The following is a 23,872-nucleotide window of genomic DNA, read 5'->3' as shown; positions in this document are numbered from 1 at the left end:
CGCCCCGGGGCGGCCGGCGAGCTCCTTTGCAAGCTAAGGTCGCCAGACGATCTACGTCTAACTTAAAATTGGCATGCGTTGATACCGGGAGAGCATCGTTGTTCACGCTCATGCAACTCATCAGCTTTGTGACGGTCGCCGAGGAGCTGCACTTCACCCGGGCCGCGGAGCGGCTGAAGATGACCCAGCCGCCGCTGAGCCGCCAGATCCAGCTACTGGAGACCGAGTTGCGGGTCCAGCTGCTGGAGCGCACCAACCGCTCGGTGCGGCTCACCCCCGCGGGACGTGCCTTCCTCACCGAGGCCCGCCGCATCCTGCGCCAGTCCGAGCACGCCGTTCTCGCCGCCCGGCAGGTGGCGACGGGCGAGGCGGGGTCCATCGCCATCGGCTTCACGGCGGCCAGCGCCCACTCCGTACTCGGCACCCTGCTGGAGATCGCCCGTGCGGCCATGCCGGGCGCGGAGATCACCCTGCGCGAGATGGTCACCCGGGACCAGCTCGAGGCCGTCACCGAACAGAGCCTGGACCTGGGCCTGGTACGGCCCTCGGTCACCGGACCGGATCTGCGGTCCCGGCCCGCGGCCCGGGAGCGGCTGCTCGCCGCCCTGCCGACGGGACATCCGCTGGCGGCGGGCGAAGGGCCGCTCCAGGTGGCCGACTTCGACGGGCAGGACCTGCTGATGTACTCGCCCATCGAGGCGCGCTACTTCAACGAGCTGCTCATCAGCATCTTCCGCGCCGCACACGCCACCCCGGTCTTCTCCCAGTACCTGAGCCAGGTCCACACCATCCTGGCCCTGGTGAACGGCGGCTGGGGCGTGGCCCTGGTCCCGGAGACCGCCGCCCGGCCGCGCTACCCCAACATCGTCTTCAGATCGGTGGAGCTGACCACTCCGGAGCCGGTAGAACTCAACCTCGTGTGGCGCAAGAACAACGACAACCCGGCCCTGCACGCACTGCTCCGCCACGCGGCCGCCCTCCTCCCCGCCCAAGAAGCCTGACCGCCGGGAAGTACGGTGCGGCCGTCACCGCAGTGGCGATGCCGCTGATCGCGGTCACGTCCTGAGGCCCCGACCAGTCATGAGTCCCGGCCACGCCATGGAAAGGAGCTCTTCCCATGACCACTCCCCCGGCCACTCCTCGCGCACGACGCGTCGCGGTGCCCCGGGCGCCGGCGGCCCGTGACGATCTCGCGGACGCCCACTACGCCTCGGCGTTCGCCTTACCGGTCCCGCGGGCCGGGGCCCTGACCGCCGAGCGGTGGGCGCGGGCCGCGCCGATCCACCACCGGACGGTTCCCCGGCTCCTCCGGCGCGCGGCGCGCGATGCCGTGTCGACCGGGGAAACCACCCGCGGTGACGGCCGGTTGCCGTAGCCCCCGGTCGCGTCGCCCGGCCCGGCGGCCCGAGCTACGCTCAAAAGGGAGGGACTCGGTTCGCCTTCGAAGGGAACGTTTCCGTGTCCGTCACATCACGCGCGTCGACTCCGGCGCCGCTGCCCAGACATCGCGACTGCCCCTTCGACCCGCCCGGTGCCTACGAGGCGCTGCGCGAGGAGGGCGGGGCCGGCCGGCTGGCCTTTCCGGACGGCAAGGTGGGCTGGCTGCTCACCCGGCACGAGGACGTGGCGCAGTTGCTGGCGGACGACCGGTTCAGCTCGGACCGCCGCCGGACCTCCTCGCCGGTGCACGCGTTTCCGGTCCGCCCGGACGATCGCCGCATGCTGGGCTCGTTCATCGGCATGGACCCACCCGAGCACACCCGCTACCGGCGGCTGCTGAGCAAGTGGTTCACCGCCCGGGGGATGCGGCGGCTGCAGCCCCGGATCGAGGAGATCGTCGACGGTCACCTGGCCGCGATGGAACGCGCCGGCCCACCGGCCGACCTGGTCACGGCCTTCGCCCAGCCGATCCCGTCGCTGGTGATCTGCGAGCTGCTGGGGGTGCCGTACGAGGACCGGGCCGACTTCCAGCGGTGGGCCACCGTTCTGCTCCGGATCGGCCAGGGCGAGGACGAGGTCTACGCGGCCCGGGACGCGCTGTGGGAGTACATGCGGGAGCTGATCGGCACCAAGCGGCACCGGCCGGACGAGGCGCTGCTCTCCCGTCTGGTCAACGGCGAGCACGGCGCGCCCGGCGGTTCCGGCACCGCCACGGCGGCCGGGCTGACCGACGAGGAGCTGACCGGTGTGGGGCTGCTGCTGCTCATCGCGGGCCATGAGACGACGGCGAACATGCTGGCCCTGGGCACCTACGCGCTGCTGCGCCACCCCGGGCAGTCGCGGCTGGTGCGGGAGCGGCCCGAGGTGATCGACCACGCGGTCGAGGAGCTGCTGCGGTATCTGACCATCGTCCAGTTCGGGACGGTACGGGTGGCCCGGGAGGATCTCGAGATCGCCGGGGCGCGGGTGCGGGCGGGGGAGACGGTCGTCGGGTCGCTCGCCTCGGCCAACCGGGACCCCTCGCGCTTCGCCGATCCCGACACCCTGGACGTCACCCGCGAGACGGCCGACCAGATCGCCTTCGGCCACGGCATCCACCAGTGCCTGGGCCAGCATCTGGCGCGGATGGAGATGCGGACCGGCTTTCCCGCCCTGCTGCGGCGCTTCCCCACGCTGCGCCTGGCGGTGCCGCCCGACGAGGTGCCCCTGCGCCACGACATGCTGATCTACGGTGTCCATCGGCTCCCGGTCACCTGGGACCGGGTCGTCGGTTAGGCGACCGGCAGGTCCGCCCACCAGGTGATGCCCTCATGGCAGGAGTGGCTGCCGTGGCGCGTGGACAGCGCGGTGACGATCCCGAGCCCGCGGCCGTGCTCATCGGGCTCGATGTCCTCGTCCGCCCGCTGACCGGCGGGCACCGGGCCGCCGTCGGTGACCTCGATGCGCAGGCCGGCGGAGCCCTCGCACTCGGTCCAGCGCAGCCGCAGCACGGCCGGGGGCAGGGCATGCAGGATCGCGTTGGTGACCAGTTCCGAGATCACCATGAGCGCTTCGTCGAGGCAGTCGGCCGACAGCTCCCATTCGGTCAGCAGCGCGTGCGCCCGCCGCCGCACGGTGGCGACGGCCTCGCAGATGTGCGGGACCGGGAGGACATGGCCGTCTCCCTCGTCAGCCGGGGGCCGTTCCGGGACCTCGTCGCGTGTCGCCACCGGCGCCAGCAGGGGGTCCGGTTCCGGCGCCTGGGAGCCGATGAGACGGGCGCCGGTGAAATCGACGGTCTCCGCGGCCTGCCCGGTGACGCCGGGCTTCGGGTAGCTCAGTTGTTCCGCCACGTCTCCTCCTCTCCGAGCCGGGTGGGTTGTCTGTGCCGGGCACCCTTCGGGTCACCTTTTGGCATCCTGGTCTTCTTGTCCCGATACGGACGCTATGGCCCCTATCCATCGGGGTCAACGAATCCGAGTCGGCATTACCGAACGTTTGGCGTTTTTGCCGACAGGCTGTGCCACTCACCGAAGAGCTACGATCGCGTCATGGCCGGCCCGGTGCAGTCCATCGAGCGGGCGGCGGCGATTCTGCGGCTGCTCGCCCAGGGCTCCGGTCGGCTCAGTCTGGGCGAGGTGGCCGCCTCGCTCGGCCTCGCGAAAGGCACCGCGCACGGCATTCTGCGCACGCTGCAGAGCGTCGACTTCGTCGAACAGGACAAGGCGACGGGGAAGTACCAGCTCGGCGCGGCGCTGCTGCACCTGGGGACCAGCTATCTCGACATCAACGAGCTGCGGTCCCGCTCCATCAACTGGACCGACGCCCTGGCCGCCCGCAGCGGTGAGGCGGTCCGTCTCGGAGTGCCCCTGGAGGGCAAGGTCCTCATCGTCCACCACGTCTTCCGGCCCGATGACACCTTCCAGACCCTGGACGTGGGCTCGCTGCTCCCCCTGCACGCCAGCGCGCTGGGCAAGATCCTGCTGGCGTACGGGGCGACCCCTCTGGAGCCGCTCATGGAAACCGAACCCGAGAACTACACCCGTCATACGCTCGTCTCTCCCCAGCAGCTCAGCCGGGCGATGGGCGAGATCCGCGAGAACGGGTGGGCGGTCGCGACCGAGGAGATGATGGTGGGCGAGGCCGATATCGCCGCGCCGATCCGCGGGCAGGGCGGCCTGGTGGTGGGTGCCGTCGGCATCTCCGGCGCCGTCGACCGCCTCTGCGACAGCAAGGGCCGCCCTCATCCCTCACTCGTCGGGCTGACGCGCGACGCCGCCCGTGCGATCTCCCGCGATCTCGGCGCGGCCCGCTGGTGACGCCCCATGCCCTGCTCGAACCCGCCCGAAGGCAGGCCAGGCCATGGTTGAACGCTATGTGATGTCCATCGACCAGGGCACCATGTCCACCCGGTGCATCCTCTTCGACCACCAGGGACGGCTGGTCTCGGTCGGCCAGCGAGAACATGAGCAGTACTTCTCCAAGCCCGGCTGGGCCGAGCACGACCCCGCCGAGATCTGGTCCCATCTGCGCCGTGTGGTCGTGCCCCGGGCCCTGGAGGGCGCGGGAATCCGGCCCGAGCAGATCGTGGCCATCGGCATCGCCAATCAGCGCGAGACCACGGTGGTCTGGGACCGGCGCACCGGCGTACCCGTGTGCCACGCCATCACCTGGCAGGACACCCGTACCAGCGGCTATGTCGAGGAGCTGCGGCGGACCACCGGTGACGACTTCTTCCTCGAACGCTGCGGACTGTCGCCCACGACCTACTTCTCCGCCCCACGGCTGCGCTGGCTGTTCGACCATGTCGACGGCCTGCGCGAGCGCGCGGGACGCGGGGACGTGCTGTTCGGCACGATGGAGAGCTGGCTGATCTGGAACCTCACCGGCGGGCCCGACGGCGGACTGCACCTCACCGACGCCACCAACGCCAGCCGCACCATGTTGATGAACATTCGCAGCCTGACCTGGGACGACGAGCTGCTGGCCTATTTCGATGTGCCCCGGGCGATGCTGCCGGAGATCCGCCCTTCCGCCGAGTGCTACGGCATGGCCCGCGCGCTGCTGCCGCAGGTCCCGATCTGCGCCGCGCTCGGCGATCAGCAGGCGGCGCTGTTCGGGCAGACGTGTTTCGCCAGCGGCGAGGCGAAGTGCACCTACGGCACCGGCAGCTTCCTCCTGCTCAACACCGGCACCGAGCTCGTACGATCCCGGCACGGGCTGCTGACCACGGTGGGCTACAAGGTGGGCGACGAGCCGACGGTCTACGCCCTGGAGGGCCCGATCGCCGTCACCGGCTCGCTGGTGCAGTGGTTCCGCGACCGCCTGGGCATGATCCACAGCGCCCCCGAGATCGAGACCCTGGCCCGCGGCGTCGAGGACAACGGCGGCTGCTATATCGTCCCCGCCTTCTCCGGGCTCTTCGCCCCGCACTGGCGCAGCGACGCGCGCGGGGTGATCGTCGGGCTGACCTCGTACATCACCAAGGGGCATCTGGCCCGGGCCGTGCTGGAGGCCACCGGGTGGCAGACCCGGGAGGTGGTCGACGCCATGAACGCCGACTCGCCCCAGCCGCTGCGGCAGCTGAAGGTGGACGGCGGGATGACGTCGAACAATCTGCTGATGCAGTTCCTGGCCGATGTCCTGGACCTGCCCGTGGTGCGCCCCATGGTCTCCGAGACCGTCTCCCTCGGGGCCGCCTACGCCGCCGGGCTCGCCTCCGGCTACTGGCCCGATCTGGAGGGGCTGCGCCGCAACTGGCACCGCGCGGCCCAATGGATGCCCACGATGGACCCCGCGCGGCGGGAGGCGGAGTACGAGAACTGGCAGCGGGCGGTGGAACGGTCACTGGGCTGGGCCGGGACGTAGCCCGGGGCACCTTCCCGGGCGGGCCGGGCCGGGCCCCGTCGGCCCCCCGGAGAAGAATCGACCGCGAGGGGGACGTGTGAGTTCCATGAGGCGGGGTATTCGAGCCAGCCGCGGCTGTTGAAACCAGTCGCTCTGGGACCCAGAAACCCATGAAGACCCAAAACCCGATCCATGGACGGAATCATGACCAGCCCTTCCGATGAAAACGTCTCCGCCACCCAGCAGGCCCTCGGCGAGCTGGCGGCCGACCGGGCGGACGAGTCGGCGCTGAACACCCTTGCCAACAGTGAGGTCCTCCTCCCCTCCGCCGAGAGCGCGGAGGAGACCGACCCCCAGGCCGTGACCCTGCCCGTGTTCCAGCAGGAGGACGGCGCTCAGCTGGTACCGGTCTTCACCACTCCGGCCCGGATGCACCAGGCCCTGCCCCAGATCGAGCGGTACCACCTGGTGCCGCTGGGCGCACTGGCCCAGGGATGGCCCTCCGAGGAGCTCTCCCTGACCATCGACGCGGGTGCCCCGGAGGCCGTCACCCTCTCGGCCACCGGCGTACGGAGCCTGCTCAGCGGCTCCGGTCCGGCCGCCTGACCTTTATGGCCGCGGCGGCCCGTGCCCCTCTCTCCACGGGCACGGGCCGCGGCGATGCCCGGAAACCGCGGCCGCCCCTCGTCCCTCCCCCGCGATGGCGACGGATCGCCGTGGGCCGCCCGTCGATTGGTCACCTTCCCGATCCATCGTCTACCGTCCCGTAGACATTCACTGGTTACGGAAACACCGGCGGGACGCATCACGTGAGCGCGATCAACATCGGACAGGCCGTGGTTCTCGGCGTCGTCGAGGGGGTCACGGAGTTCCTCCCGGTCTCCTCCACCGGTCACCTCAAGATCACTGAGGGGCTGATGGACATCCCGGTGGACGACAAGTCCGTCGTCGCCTTCACCGCGGTGATCCAGGTCGGTGCCATCGCCGCCGTCCTGCTGTACTTCTTCCGCGACATCCGGCGCTTCGCCACCGCATGGGGACGCGGACTGGTCAACCGCGAGGAGCGGTACCACCACGACTACAAGTTCGCCTGGTGGGTCATCTACGCCACCATCCCCATCGTGGTCGTGGGTCTGGCGGCCAAACCGCTGATCGAGGGCCCGCTGGCCTCCCTGTGGGTGGTGGCCGCCTCGCTGATCGTGGGCAGCGGGCTGATGTGGCTGGCCGACCGGATGGGCCGCCACAAGCGCGGGGAGGACGACACCAGCGTCAAGGACGCGATGCTGGTCGGCTCCTCGCAGATCCTCGCGCTGCTCTTCCCCGGCTTCTCCCGCTCGGGCGCCACGATGGCCACCGGCCTCCTGCTCGACCTGGACCGCCTGGCCGCCACCCGGCTCTCCTTCTTCCTGGGCATTCCGTCGCTGACCGGCGCCGGTCTCTACGAGCTCAAGGACGCCATGGGCGGTGGCGTGGACACGGTGCCGCTCGCGGTGGGCACGGTGGTGTCCTTCGCCGTGGCCTATGCCTCCATCGCCTGGCTGCTGAAGTTCGTCGCCAAGCATTCGTTCAACGCCTTCGTGATCTACCGGATCGTCATCGGCCTGGTGCTGTTCGGACTGCTCGGCTCGGGCGCCCTCAGCGCCTGACGCCGCCGGTGAGCGCTCTCACCCGCCGGACGCCGTCCCCCGGCCACTGACCGGATAGTCGACATAGCCGCCCGCCCCGCCGGTGTAGTACGTGCCCGGGTCGCCAGCCGCCAGCTCGTGGTCCAGGGCGAACCGGGCCACGAGATCGGGATTGGCCACGAAGTGCGTGGCATAGGAGACGGCGTCCGCGAGCCCCGCCTCGATCACGGCGTTCCCACTCTCCCGGTCGAAGCCGTGGTTGGCGATCAGCGGCCCGTCGAAGAGGCGCCGGTAGCGGGCGAAGGCGTCCTGGCCGGGGGCGGCGCCCGGGGCGGCGGGGGCCGGTCCCCGCAGGTGCAGATAGGCCACGGGGCGGTCGCACAGCTCCGCCACGAGCGCGTCGTAGTCGGCCAGCGTCCGCTCATCGGCGGTGAACCGCTCGGCGGTCCAGTACGGCGACAGGCGGACGCCCACCCGGCGGCCGTCCCAGGCCGCCGCCACCGCGTCGACGATCTCCATCAGCAGTCGTCGCCGTCCGGCCGGGTCGTGGCCGTAGGCGTCGTTGCGGCGGTTCAGCAGCGGATTGAGGAACTGCGGGATCAGGAACGAGCCGAGGGCGTGGATCTCGACCCCGTCGAAACCGGCGCGGCGGGCGTTCGCCGCGGCGGCGCCGTACTCCGCGACCGTGTCCCGGATGTCCGTGATCGTCATCTCCCGCGGGGTGACCGTCCCCTTGGGCCCGCCGGGCGTATAGGAGCGCTCCCGAGGGTCGACCGCCGAGGGACCGGCCGGAAGGGCTCCCCCGAGGTGGTCGGGGTGCGAGGCGGCGCCGGTGTGCCACAGCTGCAGCACGATCCGGCCGCCGTGGGCGTGGACGGTGTCGGTGACCCGCCGCCACCCGCCGACCTGCTCCTCGCTGTAGACACCGGGGACGTTCGGGAAACCGATGGCCCGCTCGCTGACCCAGGTCCCCTCGGTGATGATCAGCCCGGCCCCGGCCCGCTGGCCGTAGTAGGCCGCGTGCATACCGTTCGGGACCAGCCCCTCGCCCGTGGCCCGGGCCCGGGTCATGGGAGCCATCACCACCCGGTTGGGCAGCCGGAGGTCCCCCAGGTCCAGGGGGCGCAGCAGCGGCTGGTCCAGGGCGGTCGGCCAGCTGGTGGTGCTCATGGTGTCTCTCCTCGTCACCTCGGCCTGGTCACCCCGGCCGCGTGGGATACGTCTGAAGAGGTGACGGAGCGCGGCGAGGAAAGGTGACCGATGGACGGGCGGACGCCGGGGGACGGACAGCACCCGCAGGACGGGCTGGCGGAGCGGTTCGAGACGCACCGCGGTCAGCTGAGGGCGGTCGCCTATCGGATGCTCGGATCGCTCAGCGAGGCGGACGACGCCGTCCAGGAGACATGGCTGCGGCTCAGCCGCGCCGACGCCGAGGCGGTCGGGAACCTGTCCGGCTGGCTGCGCACGGTCGTCTCCCGGATCTGCCTGGACATGCTGCGCTCCCGCACCGCGCGCCGGGAGGAACCGGTCGGGCAGGAGCTGCCCGACCTGCCCCGGGAAAGCGGGGACGGCGGCGATCCCGAGGTGGAGGCGGTGCTGGCCGACTCGGTCGGCAGGGCGCTGCTCGTGGTGCTGGACACGCTGGGCCCGGCCGAGCGGATCGCCTTTGTACTGCACGATGTGTTCGCGGTGCCGTTCGACCGGATCGCGCCCATCGTGGAGCGCTCACCGGTCGCGGCGAAGAAGCTCGCCAGCCGCGCCCGCCAGAAGGTGCGGGGCAGCGCGGCGGTGCCCCGCGCCGAGCTGGACCGACAGCGGCGCACCGTCGACGCCTTTCTCGCCGCCGCCCGAGGCGGCGACATGGAGGCGCTGCTCGCGGTGCTGGACCCGGAGGTCGTACGGCGTGCCGACCGCGCCGCCCTGCCCGAGGGGGTGCCGACGGTGACCCGCGGTGCGCGGGCGGTGGCGGAGGAGACCGCCGGGTTCGCGCCGAGGTCGCGGTTGGCGGAGCCGGCACTGGTGAACGGGGCGGTGGGGATCGTCGTGGCCCCGCGCGGCCGGCTGCTGCTCGCCCTGACCCTCTCCGTCGAGGACGAGCGGATCACCGCGTACGAGGTGATCGCCGACCCCGGGCGGCTGAGCCGTCTCGAATTGGGTCTCCTCGACGACGTACGGCCTCACGTAATCTCGGCCCATGGGTGATGTGTTGCCGTATCTGATCGTCGCCGGGGTGCTCGCCGCGCTCATGGGCTTCCTCGGCTGGGTGGCGTCCCTCGCCCGCCGCCGCGGCGCGACCGGCGCTGCCCTGCGGGCGGCCCTGGCCTCGCATGACGAGGCGTTCCGGGTGACCGCCCATGACTCCCACCACGAGATCCTGGCGCAGGCGGAGCGCAAGGCGCCGATCCTCTCCCCCGACGGCCAGTGGACGCCGAGCCACGCCCTGGCCGGTCCGGGTGGCCGGCGGCCCTCCGGACCACGGGCTTCCCGGACCCGGCGGGGACTGCTGCGCCGGTGGGGCCGCCGGGTGCGGGGGCACTGACGGCCCCGGTGAGTCGGCGCGCCCGCGGGCGGCCACGGGGTGGTCGGCGGGGCCTGGGACGCGGCCACGAGGTAATCGGCGGGGCTAGGACGCGGCCGCGGGGTAGTCGGCTCCGAGGGTGACATCGCGCCAGGCGTCGAAGCCGGTCCTGAGGGAGTCCAGCCTGGCCTGGGCGATGTCGTAGGCGGCCTTGCCCAGCAGCAGCCGCAGTGGGGGCTCCGCCGCCTGCACCGCGCCGATGATGGCCTCGCTCGCCCGGGCCGGGTCCCCGGGCTGGTGGCCGTAGGTGGCGAGGGTGCTGGTGCGCCGCGCGCCCGCGCTCTCGGCGTAGTCGTCGATGGTGACGGCGGACTGCCGCATGGAGGGGCCGGACCAGTTGGTGCGGAAGGCGGCGGGTTCGACGATCGTCACCTTGATGCCCAGCGGGGCCACCTCGGCGGCGAGCGATTCGGAGAGGCCCTCCACGGCGAACTTGGTGGCGTGGTAGTAGCCGGTGGCGCCGAAGGCGGCCAGGCCGCCGAGGGAGGAGATGTTCACGATGTGGCCGGCGCGGCGGGCGCGCATGCCCGGCAGCACCGCCCGGGTGACGTCCACCAGGCCGAAGACATTGGTGTCGAACAGGGCCCGGACCTCCTCGTCCTCGCCCTCCTCCAGAGCGGCGAGATAGCCGTAGCCCGCGTTGTTGACCAGGACGTCGATCAGGCCGAAGGCGCTTTCCGCCTGCTTGACGGCCTCCGCCACCTGGTCCTTGTCGGTGACGTCGAGGGCCAGGGCCAGCGCGCGGTCCCCGTGCCCGGCGACGATGTCGGCCAGCCGGCCGGGGTCGCGGGCGGTGACCACCGCGCGGTGGCCGTGGTCGAGGACGGCGGTGGCGAGTGCCCGGCCCAGACCGGTGGAACAGCCGGTGATGAACCAGACGGGCGAGTCGATCACAGTCATACGGAAGAGTCCTTCGTCGTGGTGCTCATGGTGTCGTGAGTCGTCTCCACCGCGTCGGCGGCGAGGCTGCCCAGCAGGGACAGCGCCTGTTCGGACGGGCTGCCCGGTTCGGCCTGGTAGACGACGAGCTGCTGGCCGGGGGCGCTGTTCACGGTCAGTGCCTCGTACTCCAGCGTCAGCTCTCCGACCAGCCGGTGCCTGAAGCGCTTGGTCTCATGGGTCTTCTGACGGATGTCATGGCGGGCCCACAGCCGCCGGAACGCCTCGCTCTTGAGCGACAACTCACCGACGACCGCGATCAGTTCGGGGTCCTCCTCGTCGATTCCGGCCGCCGCGCGGAGTCCGGCGACGGTGTTGACCGCCACCCGCTCCCAGTCGGGATAGAACTCCCGCGCGTCCGGGTCGAGGAAGACCAGCCGCATCAGGTCCCGGCTGTGGGTGTGCCCGTCGAACAGGGCCCTGCCCAGGGTGTTGTGGGCCAGTACGGTCAGACAGCGCCCCAGGACGACGGCCGGTGTCCGCGGCCAGCCCTCCATCATCCGCAGCAGGGTCGGGCTCACCCGCTCCCGCCGCGCGGCCGGGCGGCGTCGGCCGGGGGCCGGACGGGCCAGCCGGTGCAGATGGGCGACCGCGTCCTCCTCCAGCACCAGGGCCCGGGCCAGCGCCTCGACCACCTGCGCCGAGGGATGCCGCTCCCGGCCCTGCTCCAGCCGGATGTAGTAGTCGGTGCTGACGCCCGCCAGCAGGGCGACCTCCTCGCGGCGCAGACCCGCCACCCGGCGCCGGCCACCGGGCAGGATGTCCACGTCCTCGGGCCGCACCAGTTCACGGCGGGCGCGCAGAAAACGCCCCAGAGGGTTCTCGCTGTCCATGAAATCGAGCCTAGACCTGGGAAAGCGGCATCCGGAGCCCGTAAGGTGGCCGCGCTACTCCTAGTCTGGGCCGGGAGGTGCCCGCCCATGGCCGGCGGATCGCACGACCGCGGATCGCACGACGACGGATTACGAGACCACCGAGCGCAGGACCACGGACCTCCGGGCCATGGACCACCGGGCCACGGAGCGCCGGAATTCGGGGAGCGCAGGGTCGACCGGGGCCCGTACGGAGACGGCTGCCCGGTGCGTCGGGGGCCCGACGGGATCTGGCAGGTGTCCGGCTACGAGGAGGCCCGCGCCGTCCTGCGCAGCACCGCCACCGTGCAGGCCGGGCTCGGCATCGAGACGGTGGAGAAGCTGCCGTCCCGGTTCCGGCGGCCGGTGCTCTACCGGGACGGTCCCGAACACCGCGAGGACCGGCGGCAGACCGCCCGGTTCTTCACCCCGCGCCGGGTCGACGAGCACTATCGCGAGGTCATGGTCCGGGTGGCGGAGGCACAGATCGACACCATCCGGGAGACCGGCCGGGGTCTGCTCGCCGATGCGGCCTTCCATCTGGCGATCGAGGTGGCCAGCGCCGTGATCGGCCTGACGGAGAGCCGGCCCGGGATCCGGCGGCGGTTGGAGCGCTTCTTCCCCGAGAAGTTCGGCACCCCGGGGCTGACCAGCCTGCACGGGGTTCGCTGGCTGCTGCGGCAGAACGCCGACTGGCTGCGGATCTACTGGGGCGATGTCCGCCCGGCCGTACGCGCCCGGCGGCGACGGCGGCGCGACGATCTGATCTCGCATCTGCTGGACGAGGGGTGTTCGGCCGGCGAGATCCTGGGCGAGTGCATCACCTTCGCCGCCGCGGGCATGGTCACCACCCGGGAGTTCGTCAATGTGGCCGCGTGGCATCTGTTCGGTGACGCCGCCCTGCTGGCGCGGTACCGGGCCGCCGACGAGCCCGGCCGGATCGCCATCCTGCAGGAGATCCTCCGGCTCGAACCGGTCATCGGCCGGCTCCGCCGTCGTACCACCGCCCCGCTTCGGCTGCCCGGCGGCAGCCAGGATCCGGGCGCGGAGGTGACGGTGCCGGCCGGGGAGCTGGTCGATGTCCTGCTCCACCGGGCCAATCTCGACGGCCGTACGGTGGGCGAGCGGCCGGAGCGGCTCCGCCCGGGCCGCCCGATGGCCGCGGGCGCGGGTGCGCCGGGGCTGTCCTTCGGTGACGGTGCGCACAAATGCCCCGGAGCCGCCATCGCGCTCCTGGAGACGGATGTCTTCCTCGGCCGGCTGTTCGCCCTGCCCGGTATCCGTATGGCGGCCCCGCCCAGGGTCGGCTTCAAGGACGAGATCGCGAGCTATGAGCTGCGCGGCTGCGAGGTCGTACTCGCGGGCCGACCCTGACCGCCACCGCCCCGCCGACCGCCCGAGCGACAGGAGGAACCATATGACCGAGTCCCCGGCCCCGATCCAGGGCCACTGCGACCCCCGGTTCACCGGAGTGCGGGCCGCCTTCGAGGCGAACTTCCGCGAACGCGACGAGCTGGGCGCCGCGGTGGCCGTGCGGATCGGCTCGGAGACCGTGGTGGATCTGTGGGGCGGCTGGGCCGACGGCGGGCGCACCCGCCCCTGGGAGCGGGACACCCTGGTCAATGTGTGGTCGACCACCAAGGGGCCGGCGGCACTGTGTGCCCATGTGCTGGCGGACCGCGGGCTGTTGGACCTGGACGCGCCGGTGGCCGCGTACTGGCCCGAGTTCGCCGCGGCCGGCAAGGGCTCGCTGCCGGTGCGGTATCTCCTCTCGCACCGGGCGGGGCTGGCCGGGTTGCGGGAGCCGCACAGCGTGGCCGAGCTGTACGACTGGGAGCTGACCACCGCCCGGCTGGCCGCGGCCGAGCCGTGGTGGGAGCCCGGCAGCCGGAGCGGCTATCACGCGCTCACCTACGGCTTTCTGATCGGCGAGGTGGTCCGGCGGGTCAGCGGGCTGCTGCCCGGCGAGTTCCTGCGGCAGGAGGTCACCGGGCCGCTGGGCATCGACTTCACCATCGGACTTCCGGAGAAGGAGGCCGGCCGGGCCGCCGAGCTGATCGGTCCGCGGGCCGGGCGGCCGGGCGGTGAACAGGCCGCGGCGGGGCTGCGGTTCACGCCCGTCGCCCTGGCGGCGCTGGCCAATCCGGTGGTCGGCGCGGCCGAGGCCAACAGCCGGGAGTGGCGCGAGGCCGAGCTGCCGGCCCTCAACGGCCATGGCACGGCCCGCGCCATCGCCGAGCTGTACGGCATCCTCGCCCGCCGCGGTGTGGCCGACGACCGCCGGGTGCTGTCCCCGGAGGCCGCCGAGCGGGCCCGCGAGGGCCAGGGTTCCTGCCGGGACCTGGTCCTGGGCGAGGCGCTCGGCCGGGACACGGAGGTGGCGCTGGGGGTGTGGCTGAGCGGTGCGCACGGCTCGTACGGCCCCAACCCGCGCGCCGCCGGCCATGACGGCTTCGGCGGCTCCTGCGGGCTCGCGGACCCGGAGGCGGAGCTTTCCCTGGGCTATGTGATGAACCGTATGGGCCCGCATATCGTCGACGACCCGCGGAAGATGGCCCTGGTGGAGGCGGTGTACGCGGCGCTGTGACCGGCGGGCGGCCCGGCCGTGGCTGTGCCGCCCCGCCCCAGCCGGGCCGCCCGGCCGTGGCTACGCCTCTCGTGAGCGTTTCAGCAGCGCCAGGGAGCAGACGAGGGACACCGCCACCAGCGCCATCTGGTAGATCACGACCGGCACGATCGAGCCGCCGGTCGAGCGCAGCAGCCACTCGCCGACCAGGGGTGCCGTACCACCGATGAGCGCCGAACACAGCTGGTAGGAGAGGGAGATACCGGTGTAGCGCACGGAGATCGGGAAGGCGGCGGCGAGCAGTCCCGCCAGGATCGCGTAGTTCATCGCGCCGGTGATGCCCAGCAGACAGATGCCGAGCGCCACGATGACCGGCTGGGTCGTCGAGACACAGGCGTACATCACGGGCACCAGAGCGAAGTTGAGGCTCAGCAGGGCCGCCACGGTGCGGCGCGGGCCGAAGCGGTCGGCCAGCAGCACCCCGAGGGGCTGGGTGAAGAACTGGATGACGCTGTAGACGAGCAGCACGTTCAGCATGGTGGAGCGATCCATGCCGAGGCTGCCGGTGGACCAGGACAGGACGAAGGTGGTGATGAAGTAGGTGGCGGCGATGCCGATGGAGCTGGCGAGCACGCCGAGGGCGAGGGTTCCGGGGTGGCGGGTGACCAGCTCCCGCAGGGGGACCTTCGCGACCCGCTTCTCATCCCGCAGCCGGGCGAACTCCGGGGACTCCTCGACCTTGAGCCGCACCACGAGGCCGATGACCACCATCACGGCGGAGAAGAGGAACGGAACGCGCCAGCCCCAGGCGTCGAAGTCGTCGTCCGGAAGCTGGGTGAGCAGCGCGAACATCCCGGTGGCCAGGATCGATCCGGCCGGTGACCCCTGCTGGGCGAAGGCGCCGAACGACAGCGCCTTCCCCTTGGGCGCGTGTTCGCTGGCGATGAGGACGGCGCCGCCCCATTCGCCGCCGACCGCGATGCCCTGCACCATGCGCAGCAGCACCAGCGCGATGGGCGCGGCGACGCCGACCGCGTCGTAGCCGGGGAGCAGCCCGATCAAGGTGGTGGCGATGCCCATCATGAGCAACGTGGTGACCAGGGTCTTCTTCCGGCCGATCCGGTCGCCGAGGTGGCCGAAGACGATGCCGCCGATCGGCCGGGCGAGGAATCCGAGCCACAGGCTGCCGAATGCCTCCAGCGCGCCGGTGGTGTCACCGCCGCCGCCGAAGAAGATCTTGCCGAGGACGAGCGCGGACGCGGTGGAGTAGATGTAGAAGTCGTACCACTCGACGGTGGTGCCGATGAACGAGGCGAGACCCGCCTTGCGGGCGGTCCGCTCGCGGTCGGTGGCCGGGGCGCGGTCCGTGGCCGCGGCGGTGGCGGTGGGCTTGCTCATGGTCAGCGTCCAGAGATGCGGTCGGCGAGACGGGCGATGGGCGAGGTGGTGGTGCGGCCGGAGGACTCGGAGCGGTCGGCGGCGCGGTACGCGGCGTACATGCTGTGCACTCCGATCCACCGGAACGGTTCGGGCTCCCATCGACGGGTGCGGTGGCCGACCCAGGGCAGCGCGGTCAGCTCGGTGGAACGGCCGAGCAGCAGATCGGACAGGGTGCGTCCGGCGAGGTTGGTGGCGGCCACGCCATGGCCGACGTATCCGCCGGCGGAGCCGAGACCGCTGGCCGGGTCGTAGTCGATCGAGGCGCACCAGTCGCGGGGCACGGCCAGCACCCCCGACCAGGTGTGGTCGATGGCGGCCTCGGCGGTGTCCGGGAAGAGGCCGGTGAGGATCCGCCGCAGGGCGCGCACGGTGTCCGCGCTGGTCTGTCCGGCCCGGTCGGTGCGGGAGCCGAACTTGTAGGGCACCCCGCGGCCGCCGATGGCGATGCGGCCGTCCGCGGTGCGCTGTCCGTAGGTGTAGGCGTGGGTGGCGTCGCTGAGGAGTTCCTGCCCCTCCCAGCCGAGCCGCTTCCACAGCTCGTCGGGGAGCGGCTCGGTGACGATCATCGAGGAGTTCATCGGCAGCCAGGTGCGGCGTTCGCCTTCGATGCCGCTGGTGAAGCCCTCGGTGGCGCGGACGATCCGGCCCGCGCCGATGGTGCCGAACGGGGTGCTGACCCGGCCGGGGGCGATGGCGGTGACGGGGGTGGACTCCAGGATCCGTACGCCCCGCGCCTCGACCGCGCGGGCCAGGCCCTGCACCAGCTTGGCCGGGTGGACCCGGGCGCAGTGCGGATTGTGGTAGCCGCCCAGCGCCCCGTCCAGGCGCAGCCGCTCGGCGACCCGGGGTGCGCTCAGCCACTCCAGGTCCTGTGCGCCCCAGTGCCGCAGCTGGTCGTATGCGGTGCGCAGCCGGGGCAGTTGGGCCGCGCCGTGGGCGACGGTGAGATAGCCGCTCTTGACGATGTCGGCCTCGATGCCCTCGGTACGGGCCACCGAGATCACCTCGTCCACGGTGTGGATCATCTCCCGCTGCAGGGCGATGACGGCCTCGCGTCCGCGCTTCCTCGCATAGGTCCCGGCCGACCCGGCGATCTTGCAGCTGAGCCAGCCGGCGTTCCGTCCCGAGGCGCCGAATCCGGCGAACTCCCGGTCCACGACGGTGATGTCGAGGTCGGGGGCGGCCTGCTTGAGGTAGTACGCGGTCCACAGCCCGGTGAAGCCCGCGCCCACGACGCACACATCGGTGGCGAGGTCGCCGTCGAGGGGCGGACGCCGTTCGGGGAAACCGGTCTGGCGGTACCAGAAGGACACATTTCCGTTCAGCACTGCGGCACTCAGCCAATCGTGGTCGTACGGCCGCTGGTCGGGCGGCCTGGGGATGGCCCCGGTTTCGTCGCGGATCGAGGAGAGTGGGTCGAGATGGGCGGACCGAGGAGCGTGGACCCAGGGGTGCGGGTCAGTAGCTGGGTGGGCTGATCACCCACAGCACCCGGGCGGCCGCCGCGGCCGTCTCGCTCAGCCGGTGCGGTACGGCGGAGGAGTAGCGGATGCTGTCACCGGCCCCGAGGGTGAAGGAGCGGTCGCCGAGCTGGAGTGAGACCGTGCCCTCGAGCACATACAGGAACTCCTCCGAGTCGCCGTGGCTGTAGAGGGTCTCCCCCGTGGAGCCATGGGCGTCGAACTCCCCCAGGAACACCTCGAGATGGTGCTGCGGCCCCGGGGTCAGCCGGAACTTGCGCCCGCCGAGCACCCCGAGGGCGAGCCGGGGCGCCTCCTCGGCGCGCAGCACGCTCGGGCCGCTGGTGAAGTCGTCGCCGAACAGGTCGGCCACTTTCAGGCCGAGCGCGGCGGCGACCTGCTGGAGGGTGGCGATGCTGGGGTTGGCCTGCCCGCGCTCTATCTGGCTCAGATAGCCCTCACTGATCGCGGCGGCCTCGGCGACGGTCCGCAGCGTCAGCCGGCGTGCCTTGCGCAGCGCGCGCAGCCGGTCGCCTACGGACTCGTCGCCGGTACCGGCGGCCCGGTCCGTGGGGTGTTCGTTCTCCATGGCCGGACACGCTAAGAGCGCTGAGCACCTGGCACAAGAGTCTGAACTGAAAACTCAGAAATCTTTACTGGCGGGGTCCGGCGCTACTGGCGGAGTCCGGCGCTCAGTCCGTCCAGGGTGAGATCCAGGAGGCGGTCGGCCTGCTCGCGCTGTTCGGGCTTCCCCGAGGCGAGGGCGATGCCGGTGAGAGCGGCGAACATGTCGGTCGCGCTGATGTCGGACCGGATCACGCCGGCCGTGACGGCGGCGTCCATCAGCCGCGAGAGGGCGTCCTGGATCAGCTCGTGGCTCTGGGCGTACGGATTGACGCCCGACGCGACGACGCCCCGCAGCGCGTCCGCCATGCCCAGCTTGGCGTTGGCGTAGTCCATGAAGCGGCCCAGCCACGCGCGCATGGCCTCGCGCGGGGGCAGGGCCGCCAGCAGCTCGGGGGCGGCGTCGCAGAGCCGGGCCAGCTCATTGCGGTAGGCGGCCTCGATCAGCAGCTCGCGGGTCGGAAAGTTCCGGTAGAGGGTGCCGGTGCCCACACCCGCCTCCTTGGCGATGCGCTCGAGGTGGGCGTCCAGCCCTTCCTCGGCGAACACCCGCACCGCGGCGGAGAGGATCTTCTCCCGGTTGCGCTGCGCGTCGGCCCGCAGCGGACGCCCTGGATCCCTGGCCATCGGCGACTCTCCTCATTCCCATGTTGCTAAGTGGAGGCGCATCCACTTAGTCTGTACCGAGTGAAGCGGAGGCGGCTCCGCTTCCTACTGTAGGCCATCGCCGCCTCCCCCCTTTTTCCTGCAATCCCCCTGGAAGGACTCCCCATGATGTCCGGTATCGAAGGCAAGGTCATCGCCATTACGGGCGCGAGCAGCGGCATCGGCGAGGCCACCGCGCTACTGCTGGCCGAGCGCGGCGCCAAGGTCGTCCTCGCCGCGCGGCGGTCGGACCGCATCGAGGCGCTGGCGGCCCGGATCACCGAGGCGGGCGGCGAAGCCGTCCCCGTCGTCACCGATGTGAAGCGCCGCGAGGATCTGTCCCGTCTGGTCGCGACGGCACGTGAGCGGTATGGAAAGCTCGATGTGCTGGTCAGCAACGCCGGTATCAGCCCGATCTCCGCCCTCGACGATCTGCGTGTCGAGGACTGGGAGGAGATGGTCGACGTCAACATCAAGGGCGTGCTCTACGGCATCGCCGAGGCCCTGCCCGTCTTCCGTGAGCAGGGCTTCGGGCATTTCGTCCACACCCTCTCCACCGCCGGGCTGGTCATCGTTCCGAAGATGTCGGTCTACGCCGGGACCAAGAACGCCGTACGCGCCATCTCCGAGGGGCTGCGCCAGGAGGCGGGCGAGGCGCTGCGGGTGACCACCATCTCGCCGGGGTTCACCGAGACGGAGCTCGCGCACTCCATCACGGACCCGGACGCGAAGAGCCAGATCCAGGACTCCATGGCCAAGATCGCGATGCCGCCGAACGCCATCGCCCGCGCCATCGCGTTCGCCATCGAGCAGCCGTCCGGTGTCGACGTCGGCGAGATCGTGGTGCGCCCCACCGCACAGAGCTGAGCCCCGCGCCCGACGGTCAACCGCCGGGCCTGCGGCCGGTGTCCAGCAGCGCGGCATGGACGGCCGCGGTGAGCACCACGGCCACCAGTGTCCATGAGATCCAGTTGCCCGGGTCGGGTAACCACTGGCGTCCGAGCGCGATCGGATAGATGGCCACCGCGTACCCGGCGGGTACGGGGCGCGGCACGATCCCCTTACGGGCGGCGCCGAGGAAGAGCAGCGGCGCCAGCAGCCCGGCGGAGAACACCACACCCGCCACCCACAGCACCTGGTGGCGCCGGCCGTTGTACAGAGGGGGCCGCGCGGACGTTCCGGTGGGATATTCCCTCACGATGGCCTTTCGCTCGGTGCGGCGTGCAGACGATTGAGTGCGTGGTGTGCGCTCACGGCGCCGATGCCTTCCAGATCGCGAAGCTGGCGGGCGGAGAAACTGGAGAGTAGTTCGAGATTATCGATACCAGCCCTGAGTAATGCATTGGCCAAACGATGTCCGATTCTGTCGTGTCCAAGGGCATCGAAGAGTTCGCCGCCCTCGCAGGAACCGCAGCGTCGTCCGGACTCGCTCGGCGCCTTTTCCCGGACGCCGCAGCCACCGCACATATCGATCACCCGGTCATCCCATCGCGCCCTGGACCAGCTCATTTTGACGATGGCCTCGCGAAGCGCACCGATGCTGTCGGCCGCGGAGGAGGAATGAGTGGCGCCACAGATGTCACATCGAATGGTGATCGAATGGCTCATGTGAGCATGATGGCAGAGCGGCTTCCAACGGGCCTTCCCCGTCATCGTTTTGCGGCCGTTCGGCCACCCATCGAGACGTGCGTTTCTCACAGCCGCTTGATGACAAATGCGACTGTTACGCCGCCCGGAGTGGTGAAAGCGTGAGCCATCAGTGAACAGCGAAGTGTCCGGGGGGCCGCGCGAGCCGTCGTCAGCGGCTTGAATCCCGTCGGTGCGGACGGGGAACGCACCAGCGACAATCCGGGATCCGGCCGAGTGCTGTCACCGCGAGCCCCACCGGGTTCTCCTGACCGACAACGGAAACGGCTGGGTGATGAGAGACAACGCCACTGACAGGGGCGCGCACGATACGAGGGGGCGCCGTCACCGGCGATGGCGCGTGTCCGCGGCGCTGGGTCTGACGGCGGTGCTGGCCGGCGGCGGGATCGCCGCCCTCCAGACGGCCGGATCGCCCGCGTCCGATGCCCCGGAGCCCGCGGCCGTCGTCGCCGCGCACTCCGGCCGGCTGACGCCCGGGGAATCGCGCGAGGCGTCCCGCATCGCCGTCGACGCCGCCACCCGCCCCGGGACCGCGCCCGCGCGCGGCGGCAAGGACGCGAAGAAGGACACCGCGGGCGGGGAGCGGAACGCCGCGGGCGGTTCCGGCGCCGAGCCGCTGGACACCCGCCGTCCGCCCCGGGCCAAGTCGGCCTCCTCCGCCCCGGACAGCCGGGCCGAGGTCCAGCTCTACGACTACGCCTCGGACACCCTCATCACCCGGCTGGTCGATCTGCGCTCCAAGAAGGTCCTCGACTCCGCGCGTCAGCACGGCGTCCAGCCGCCTCCCACCCTGACCGAGGCCCGTGAGGCGGTGAAGATCGTCCTGGCCGACCGCCGACTCGGCCCGGGGATGCGCGACTCCTACACCACGCAGACCGGGAAGCGGCTGACCTCGCCCTCCCAACTGCGCCTCCAGAGCATGTCGTTCCTCGGCTCCCGCGCCAAGGGGGTGGACGGCGCGCGGAAGGTGTCCCGGTGCGGTGAGCACCGGTGTGTGCAGCTCTTCGTGCGCCTGCCCGGTGGCAAGTGGATCGACACCAGCCGGATCGTCATCGATCTGTCGGCCAGGCGCGCCGCCGTCATCGGCCTGTGAGGGGAGCTCTTTCCGTGTCCAGTCTGTTTCGGCGTGCCCGTGTGCTGGTCGCCGCGGTGGGATTGCTGGCCCTGTGGGTGCCGGGCCCGGCGTCCGCCGCCCCCGCGAGGGCCTCGGCGGCCCCGTCCTGCCCCGCCGCGGATCGCATCGACGCCACCCTGAAGAACGGTGCCCGGTGGCAGATGTGCTGGGACATCGACCGCAACACCGGTGCGGTGCTCAGCGATGTGATCTACACCCCGAACCGCGGTGCCCCCACCCGTGTGCTCAAGAGCGCCTCGCTCGCCGAGGTGCATGTGCCCTACGACAGCGGTCAGCCGCGCTTCTACGACGTCTCCGCGATCGGCTTCGGAGATCTGGAGCAGGGCACACTCACCCGGCTCAGCGCCAAGGACTGCCCCGACGGGCGGCTGCACGACTTCCAGGACACCCCCGTGCTGTGCACCGAGGAACAGCCCCGGCCGTTCGCCTACAAGAGCGCGGTGGAGAAGGGTGTTCTGCACGGCACCGACCTGGTCGTCTTCTCGGTCTCGGAGATCGGCTGGTACGACTACATCACCGAATGGCGCTTCTCGGACGACGGTTCCATCACCCCCCGCTCGGGCGCCACCGGGAGCCTCTCGCCGTTCCAGTTCTCCGACGCGAGCAGCGGCTGGCCGACCGGGGTGGGCTCCACCCGGTTCAGCGAGAACCACTCGCACAACATCTTCTGGCGGCTGGACTTCGACGTCGACGGTCAGTCGGCGAACACCGTGGAGCAGTACGACTACCTGGGCAGCGGTACGGCCGAGCGCACCACCAAGCGCACCGTGCTCTCCCGTGAGACCGCGGCGGACCTCGCGCCCACCCGATTCTGGCGGGTGGTGAACCCCACGGCCGAGAACTCCGACGGCCACGCCAAGTCCTGGGAGATCGACAACCACCACAGCGATCAGTACCGGGGCCCGCACGAGACCGAGGAATTCACCCACCACGACATGTACTTCACGCAGTACCGGGAGTGCGAGCGGCTGGCCTACGGCAACACCGCCCCGGACTGCGCCACCTCGGTCGACAAGTACACCGGCGGCGAGAAGCTCACCGACCCGGTCGCCTGGGTCAGCGTCGACTTCCACCATGTGCCCAGGGACGAGGACCAGGACCCGATGCCCACCCACTGGCAGGGCTTCACGATCGTGCCCCGGGATGTCACGGCCACGAGCCGGCTGCCATGACCAGGCCCCTGTCGCCCATCCCGTTCCGTCCCCCGGCAAGGAGTGCACCGTGTTACGTCCGACCCCGGCACCGTCCGTCGAGCGGTCGAAGATACGCCGCGTCCTCGAGGACCGCCTGACCGCCCTGGCCCGCGCTCATCAGGTGCCCGGCGCCCAACTCGCCGTGCACGGCGACGGGATGACGCTCGCCGTGGAGACCGGCGTCCTGGACGCGGAGACCGGCGAGCCGTTCACCGCGGAAGCGGCCGTGCCCATCGGCTCCGTCACCAAGGCGTACACCGCGACCCTGGTGGCGCTCCTGGTGGCGGACGGCGACGTGGAGTTGGACGACCCGCTCGGCGAGCATGTGCCGGAGCTGCGGCGGGCGGGTCCGCCGTGCACGGTGCGCCAGGTGCTCAGCCACACCGCGGGGCTGCCGTCCGGGCCCGACTCGGACCAGGTGGCCTCGGTGACGGCCGCACGCTATCTGCTGGACCACTGCACCGACCGCAGCCTGGTGATGCCCCCGGGCACGGACTTCTCCTACTCCAACGCGGGCTATGTCGCGGCGGGCCGGCTGATCGAGACGGTCACCGGGATGAGCTGGCAGGAGGCCATGCGGTCGGTGCTGCTCGATCCGCTGGGCACCGTGCCGTCCTTCATCGGCACCGCCGCCACCCCGCACCGGCCCACCGCGCGCGGCCACTCGGCCAACACGGCCACGGGCAGGACGAGACCGGTGCGGCAGAACCTCGCCCCCGCCGAGGCCGCGGCCGGTGCGCTGCGGGCCAGTGCGCTCGATCTGGTGGCGCTGGGCCGGGCCCATCTCGGCGACGGCCCGCGGGGGGGCCGCCCCATGAGCTCGCGGAGGAGATGCGCCGCCCCGTGCCCGGCGCCGACCCCGGTGTGCTGGCCGACGGCTGGGGCCTGGGATGGGCGCTCTTCCGGCACGGCGAGACGCTGTGGTTCGGGCACGACGGCAACGCCCAGGGCACTTCCTGCTCGCTGCGGGCCGATCCCGCCACGGGGGTGGTGGTCGGCTTCACCGCCAACGCGGGCGGCGGCACCGAGCTGTGGAACGAACTGACCGATGTCCTCGGCGAGGTCACCGGCGTCCGGGTGCCCGCCGGCCCCACCCCGCGGCGCCTGGCCACCCCCATGCCCGTGACCTCGCAGTGCACCGGGATCTATCTCAACGGCGACATCGAGTACCAGGTGACCATCGGCGACGGCGGTGGCCTCGCTCTGTCCGTGGACGGCGACCTCCCCGCGCCACTGGTCTGCCATGAGGACCTCACCTGCGATCTGGTGGACCCCTCCTCCGGACGCCGGATCCCCGGCGGGCGCTTCGTCCGCGATCCGCGGACCGGCGCCGTCGACCGGATCCAGCTCTCGGGCCGGATGGCCCGTAAGAGCGCCCTGGTCTGAGGCCCCACCGCCCACCC

26 protein-coding genes are annotated in these 23,872 nt (G+C 71.5%); 16 read left to right on the top strand and 10 right to left on the bottom strand.

Translation table 11 applies throughout. The features are described 5' to 3' along the window. Positions 1 to 98: 98 nt before the first annotated feature. The 3 genes from BLV72_RS44240 (at position 99) to BLV72_RS44230 (ending at position 2,715) form a co-directional block, all read left to right on the top strand. On the top strand, positions 99 to 1,001 hold the full coding sequence (locus BLV72_RS44240) for a LysR substrate-binding domain-containing protein (RefSeq protein WP_093469557.1): 903 nt from the start codon (positions 99 to 101) through the stop codon (positions 999 to 1,001). Between the two features lie 116 nt (positions 1,002 to 1,117). Further along, positions 1,118 to 1,375, top strand: a complete 258-nt coding sequence (locus tag BLV72_RS44235; RefSeq protein ID WP_093469555.1) for a hypothetical protein — start codon at positions 1,118 to 1,120, stop codon at positions 1,373 to 1,375. Positions 1,376 to 1,458: 83 nt separating this feature from the next. After that, positions 1,459 to 2,715: a cytochrome P450 gene (locus BLV72_RS44230; protein ID WP_093469554.1), complete on the top strand. Its 1,257-nt coding sequence runs from the start codon at positions 1,459 to 1,461 to the stop codon at positions 2,713 to 2,715. On the opposite strand, the gene BLV72_RS44225 is transcribed toward BLV72_RS44230, so the two are convergent. Then, complete coding sequence (locus BLV72_RS44225) at positions 2,712 to 3,272, bottom strand: ATP-binding protein (protein ID WP_244321313.1); 561 nt, start codon at positions 3,270 to 3,272, stop codon at positions 2,712 to 2,714. The genes BLV72_RS44230 and BLV72_RS44225 overlap by 4 nt on opposite strands. Before the next feature lie 198 nt (positions 3,273 to 3,470). On the opposite strand from BLV72_RS44225, the gene BLV72_RS44220 reads away from it, so the two are divergent. The 4 genes from BLV72_RS44220 to BLV72_RS44205 all read left to right on the top strand — a co-directional run bounded on the left by BLV72_RS44220 (position 3,471) and on the right by BLV72_RS44205 (position 7,412). Beyond that, positions 3,471 to 4,238, top strand: a complete 768-nt coding sequence (locus BLV72_RS44220) for an IclR family transcriptional regulator (protein WP_093469552.1) — start codon at positions 3,471 to 3,473, stop codon at positions 4,236 to 4,238. A 43-nt stretch (positions 4,239 to 4,281) separates the two neighbouring features. Beyond that, positions 4,282 to 5,787 carry a glycerol kinase GlpK gene (glpK, locus tag BLV72_RS44215; RefSeq protein WP_093469551.1) on the top strand — a complete coding sequence of 502 codons (1,506 nt, stop codon included), beginning with the start codon at positions 4,282 to 4,284 and terminating at the stop codon, positions 5,785 to 5,787. A 183-nt stretch (positions 5,788 to 5,970) separates the two neighbouring features. Next, positions 5,971 to 6,372, top strand: a complete 402-nt coding sequence (locus tag BLV72_RS44210) for an SseB family protein (protein ID WP_059148422.1) — start codon at positions 5,971 to 5,973, stop codon at positions 6,370 to 6,372. Between the two features lie 203 nt (positions 6,373 to 6,575). After that, positions 6,576 to 7,412, top strand: coding sequence for an undecaprenyl-diphosphate phosphatase (locus BLV72_RS44205; RefSeq protein WP_093469549.1), 837 nt, complete (start codon positions 6,576 to 6,578; stop codon positions 7,410 to 7,412). An 18-nt stretch (positions 7,413 to 7,430) separates the two neighbouring features. Here BLV72_RS44205 and BLV72_RS44200 read toward each other — a convergent pair whose 3' ends face one another. Then, complete coding sequence (locus BLV72_RS44200) at positions 7,431 to 8,561, bottom strand: alkene reductase (protein ID WP_093469548.1); 1,131 nt, start codon at positions 8,559 to 8,561, stop codon at positions 7,431 to 7,433. A gap of 90 nt (positions 8,562 to 8,651) precedes the next feature. Between BLV72_RS44200 and BLV72_RS44195 the strand changes: the two genes are divergently transcribed. After that, a complete protein-coding gene (locus tag BLV72_RS44195) occupies positions 8,652 to 9,593 on the top strand; it encodes a sigma-70 family RNA polymerase sigma factor (protein WP_093469546.1) in 942 nt (313 codons plus the stop codon). Beyond that, the gene (locus BLV72_RS44190; RefSeq protein WP_093469545.1) at positions 9,586 to 9,930 is read left to right on the top strand and encodes a hypothetical protein; all 345 of its coding nucleotides are present in this window, start codon (positions 9,586 to 9,588) and stop codon (positions 9,928 to 9,930) included. The genes BLV72_RS44195 and BLV72_RS44190 overlap by 8 nt, the downstream gene beginning before the upstream one ends. 84 nt (positions 9,931 to 10,014) lie before the next feature. On the opposite strand, the gene BLV72_RS44185 is transcribed toward BLV72_RS44190, so the two are convergent. Both BLV72_RS44185 and BLV72_RS44180 read right to left on the bottom strand, forming a co-directional pair. After that, entirely contained in the window at positions 10,015 to 10,869 is an 855-nt protein-coding gene (locus BLV72_RS44185; protein WP_093469543.1) for an oxidoreductase, read from the bottom strand. Then, the gene (locus BLV72_RS44180) at positions 10,866 to 11,741 is read right to left on the bottom strand and encodes a helix-turn-helix transcriptional regulator (protein ID WP_093469542.1); all 876 of its coding nucleotides are present in this window, start codon (positions 11,739 to 11,741) and stop codon (positions 10,866 to 10,868) included. Before BLV72_RS44180 ends, BLV72_RS44185 begins: the two co-directional genes overlap by 4 nt. 246 nt (positions 11,742 to 11,987) lie before the next feature. On the opposite strand from BLV72_RS44180, the gene BLV72_RS44175 reads away from it, so the two are divergent. Further along, positions 11,988 to 13,133 carry a cytochrome P450 gene (locus BLV72_RS44175; protein WP_093469540.1) on the top strand — a complete coding sequence of 382 codons (1,146 nt, stop codon included), beginning with the start codon at positions 11,988 to 11,990 and terminating at the stop codon, positions 13,131 to 13,133. 43 nt (positions 13,134 to 13,176) lie between these two features. Beyond that, positions 13,177 to 14,346, top strand: a complete 1,170-nt coding sequence (locus BLV72_RS44170; protein WP_093469539.1) for a serine hydrolase domain-containing protein — start codon at positions 13,177 to 13,179, stop codon at positions 14,344 to 14,346. 60 nt (positions 14,347 to 14,406) lie between these two features. Here the strand turns inward: BLV72_RS44170 and BLV72_RS44165 are convergent, their stop codons facing one another. The 4 genes from BLV72_RS44165 to BLV72_RS44150 form a co-directional block, all read right to left on the bottom strand. After that, positions 14,407 to 15,723, bottom strand: coding sequence for an MFS transporter (locus BLV72_RS44165; protein WP_093469537.1), 1,317 nt, complete (start codon positions 15,721 to 15,723; stop codon positions 14,407 to 14,409). Positions 15,724 to 15,725: 2 nt separating this feature from the next. Continuing rightward, positions 15,726 to 17,093, bottom strand: coding sequence for an NAD(P)/FAD-dependent oxidoreductase (locus BLV72_RS44160; protein WP_244321312.1), 1,368 nt, complete (start codon positions 17,091 to 17,093; stop codon positions 15,726 to 15,728). A 130-nt stretch (positions 17,094 to 17,223) separates the two neighbouring features. Next, the gene (locus tag BLV72_RS44155; RefSeq protein WP_093469534.1) at positions 17,224 to 17,814 is read right to left on the bottom strand and encodes a helix-turn-helix domain-containing protein; all 591 of its coding nucleotides are present in this window, start codon (positions 17,812 to 17,814) and stop codon (positions 17,224 to 17,226) included. Positions 17,815 to 17,897: 83 nt separating this feature from the next. Next, positions 17,898 to 18,476 carry a TetR/AcrR family transcriptional regulator gene (locus tag BLV72_RS44150; RefSeq protein WP_093469533.1) on the bottom strand — a complete coding sequence of 193 codons (579 nt, stop codon included), beginning with the start codon at positions 18,474 to 18,476 and terminating at the stop codon, positions 17,898 to 17,900. A 147-nt stretch (positions 18,477 to 18,623) separates the two neighbouring features. Between BLV72_RS44150 and BLV72_RS44145 the strand changes: the two genes are divergently transcribed. After that, the gene (locus tag BLV72_RS44145; RefSeq protein WP_093470890.1) at positions 18,624 to 19,361 is read left to right on the top strand and encodes an SDR family oxidoreductase; all 738 of its coding nucleotides are present in this window, start codon (positions 18,624 to 18,626) and stop codon (positions 19,359 to 19,361) included. Between the two features lie 16 nt (positions 19,362 to 19,377). On the opposite strand, the gene BLV72_RS44140 is transcribed toward BLV72_RS44145, so the two are convergent. Both BLV72_RS44140 and BLV72_RS47585 read right to left on the bottom strand, forming a co-directional pair. After that, on the bottom strand, positions 19,378 to 19,692 hold the full coding sequence (locus tag BLV72_RS44140; RefSeq protein WP_093469531.1) for a hypothetical protein: 315 nt from the start codon (positions 19,690 to 19,692) through the stop codon (positions 19,378 to 19,380). Then, entirely contained in the window at positions 19,689 to 20,102 is a 414-nt protein-coding gene (locus tag BLV72_RS47585) for a helix-hairpin-helix domain-containing protein (RefSeq protein ID WP_143059873.1), read from the bottom strand. The genes BLV72_RS44140 and BLV72_RS47585 overlap by 4 nt, the downstream gene beginning before the upstream one ends. Positions 20,103 to 20,481: 379 nt before the next feature. Between BLV72_RS47585 and BLV72_RS44135 the strand changes: the two genes are divergently transcribed. Genes BLV72_RS44135 through BLV72_RS50815 form a run of 4 tightly spaced genes read left to right on the top strand, consistent with a single transcriptional unit; the run spans position 20,482 to position 23,855 of the window. After that, positions 20,482 to 21,234, top strand: a complete 753-nt coding sequence (locus BLV72_RS44135; protein WP_093469530.1) for a hypothetical protein — start codon at positions 20,482 to 20,484, stop codon at positions 21,232 to 21,234. A gap of 14 nt (positions 21,235 to 21,248) precedes the next feature. Further along, positions 21,249 to 22,448 (top strand): copper amine oxidase, encoded by a 1,200-nt coding sequence (locus BLV72_RS44130; RefSeq protein ID WP_093469528.1) that lies wholly within the window; start codon positions 21,249 to 21,251, stop codon positions 22,446 to 22,448. A 49-nt stretch (positions 22,449 to 22,497) separates the two neighbouring features. Then, positions 22,498 to 23,514: a serine hydrolase domain-containing protein gene (locus BLV72_RS44125; protein ID WP_244321311.1), complete on the top strand. Its 1,017-nt coding sequence runs from the start codon at positions 22,498 to 22,500 to the stop codon at positions 23,512 to 23,514. Next, complete coding sequence (locus BLV72_RS50815) at positions 23,460 to 23,855, top strand: hypothetical protein (RefSeq protein WP_244321310.1); 396 nt, start codon at positions 23,460 to 23,462, stop codon at positions 23,853 to 23,855. The genes BLV72_RS44125 and BLV72_RS50815 overlap by 55 nt, the downstream gene beginning before the upstream one ends. Positions 23,856 to 23,872: the final 17 nt, after the last annotated feature.

This window comes from Streptomyces melanosporofaciens (assembly GCF_900105695.1).
GTDB classification, from domain to species: Bacteria; Actinomycetota; Actinomycetes; order Streptomycetales; family Streptomycetaceae; genus Streptomyces; species Streptomyces antimycoticus.
The sequence above is the reverse complement of the archived record's forward strand: the minus strand, read 5'-3'. Positions and strand labels throughout refer to the sequence as shown.

Excerpts from the sequence above, each read along its gene's own strand:
- BLV72_RS44220 (WP_093469552.1), top strand. The coding sequence starts at position 3,471 with ATGGCCGGCCCGGTGCAGTCCATCGAGCGGGCGGCGGCGATTCTGCGG.
- BLV72_RS44155 (WP_093469534.1), bottom strand. The coding sequence starts at position 17,814 with ATGGAGAACGAACACCCCACGGACCGGGCCGCCGGTACCGGCGACGAG.
- BLV72_RS44150 (WP_093469533.1), bottom strand. The coding sequence starts at position 18,476 with ATGGCCAGGGATCCAGGGCGTCCGCTGCGGGCCGACGCGCAGCGCAAC.
- BLV72_RS47585 (WP_143059873.1), bottom strand. The coding sequence starts at position 20,102 with ATGAGCCATTCGATCACCATTCGATGTGACATCTGTGGCGCCACTCAT.
- BLV72_RS44190 (WP_093469545.1), top strand. The coding sequence starts at position 9,586 with ATGGGTGATGTGTTGCCGTATCTGATCGTCGCCGGGGTGCTCGCCGCG.
- BLV72_RS44210 (WP_059148422.1), top strand. The coding sequence starts at position 5,971 with ATGACCAGCCCTTCCGATGAAAACGTCTCCGCCACCCAGCAGGCCCTC.
- BLV72_RS44180 (WP_093469542.1), bottom strand. The coding sequence starts at position 11,741 with ATGGACAGCGAGAACCCTCTGGGGCGTTTTCTGCGCGCCCGCCGTGAA.
- BLV72_RS44145 (WP_093470890.1), top strand. The coding sequence starts at position 18,624 with ATGTCCGGTATCGAAGGCAAGGTCATCGCCATTACGGGCGCGAGCAGC.
- BLV72_RS44185 (WP_093469543.1), bottom strand. The coding sequence starts at position 10,869 with ATGACTGTGATCGACTCGCCCGTCTGGTTCATCACCGGCTGTTCCACC.
- BLV72_RS44165 (WP_093469537.1), bottom strand. The coding sequence starts at position 15,723 with ATGAGCAAGCCCACCGCCACCGCCGCGGCCACGGACCGCGCCCCGGCC.
- BLV72_RS44235 (WP_093469555.1), top strand. The coding sequence starts at position 1,118 with ATGACCACTCCCCCGGCCACTCCTCGCGCACGACGCGTCGCGGTGCCC.
- BLV72_RS44195 (WP_093469546.1), top strand. The coding sequence starts at position 8,652 with ATGGACGGGCGGACGCCGGGGGACGGACAGCACCCGCAGGACGGGCTG.
- glpK (WP_093469551.1), top strand. The coding sequence starts at position 4,282 with ATGGTTGAACGCTATGTGATGTCCATCGACCAGGGCACCATGTCCACC.
- BLV72_RS44170 (WP_093469539.1), top strand. The coding sequence starts at position 13,177 with ATGACCGAGTCCCCGGCCCCGATCCAGGGCCACTGCGACCCCCGGTTC.
- BLV72_RS44200 (WP_093469548.1), bottom strand. The coding sequence starts at position 8,561 with ATGAGCACCACCAGCTGGCCGACCGCCCTGGACCAGCCGCTGCTGCGC.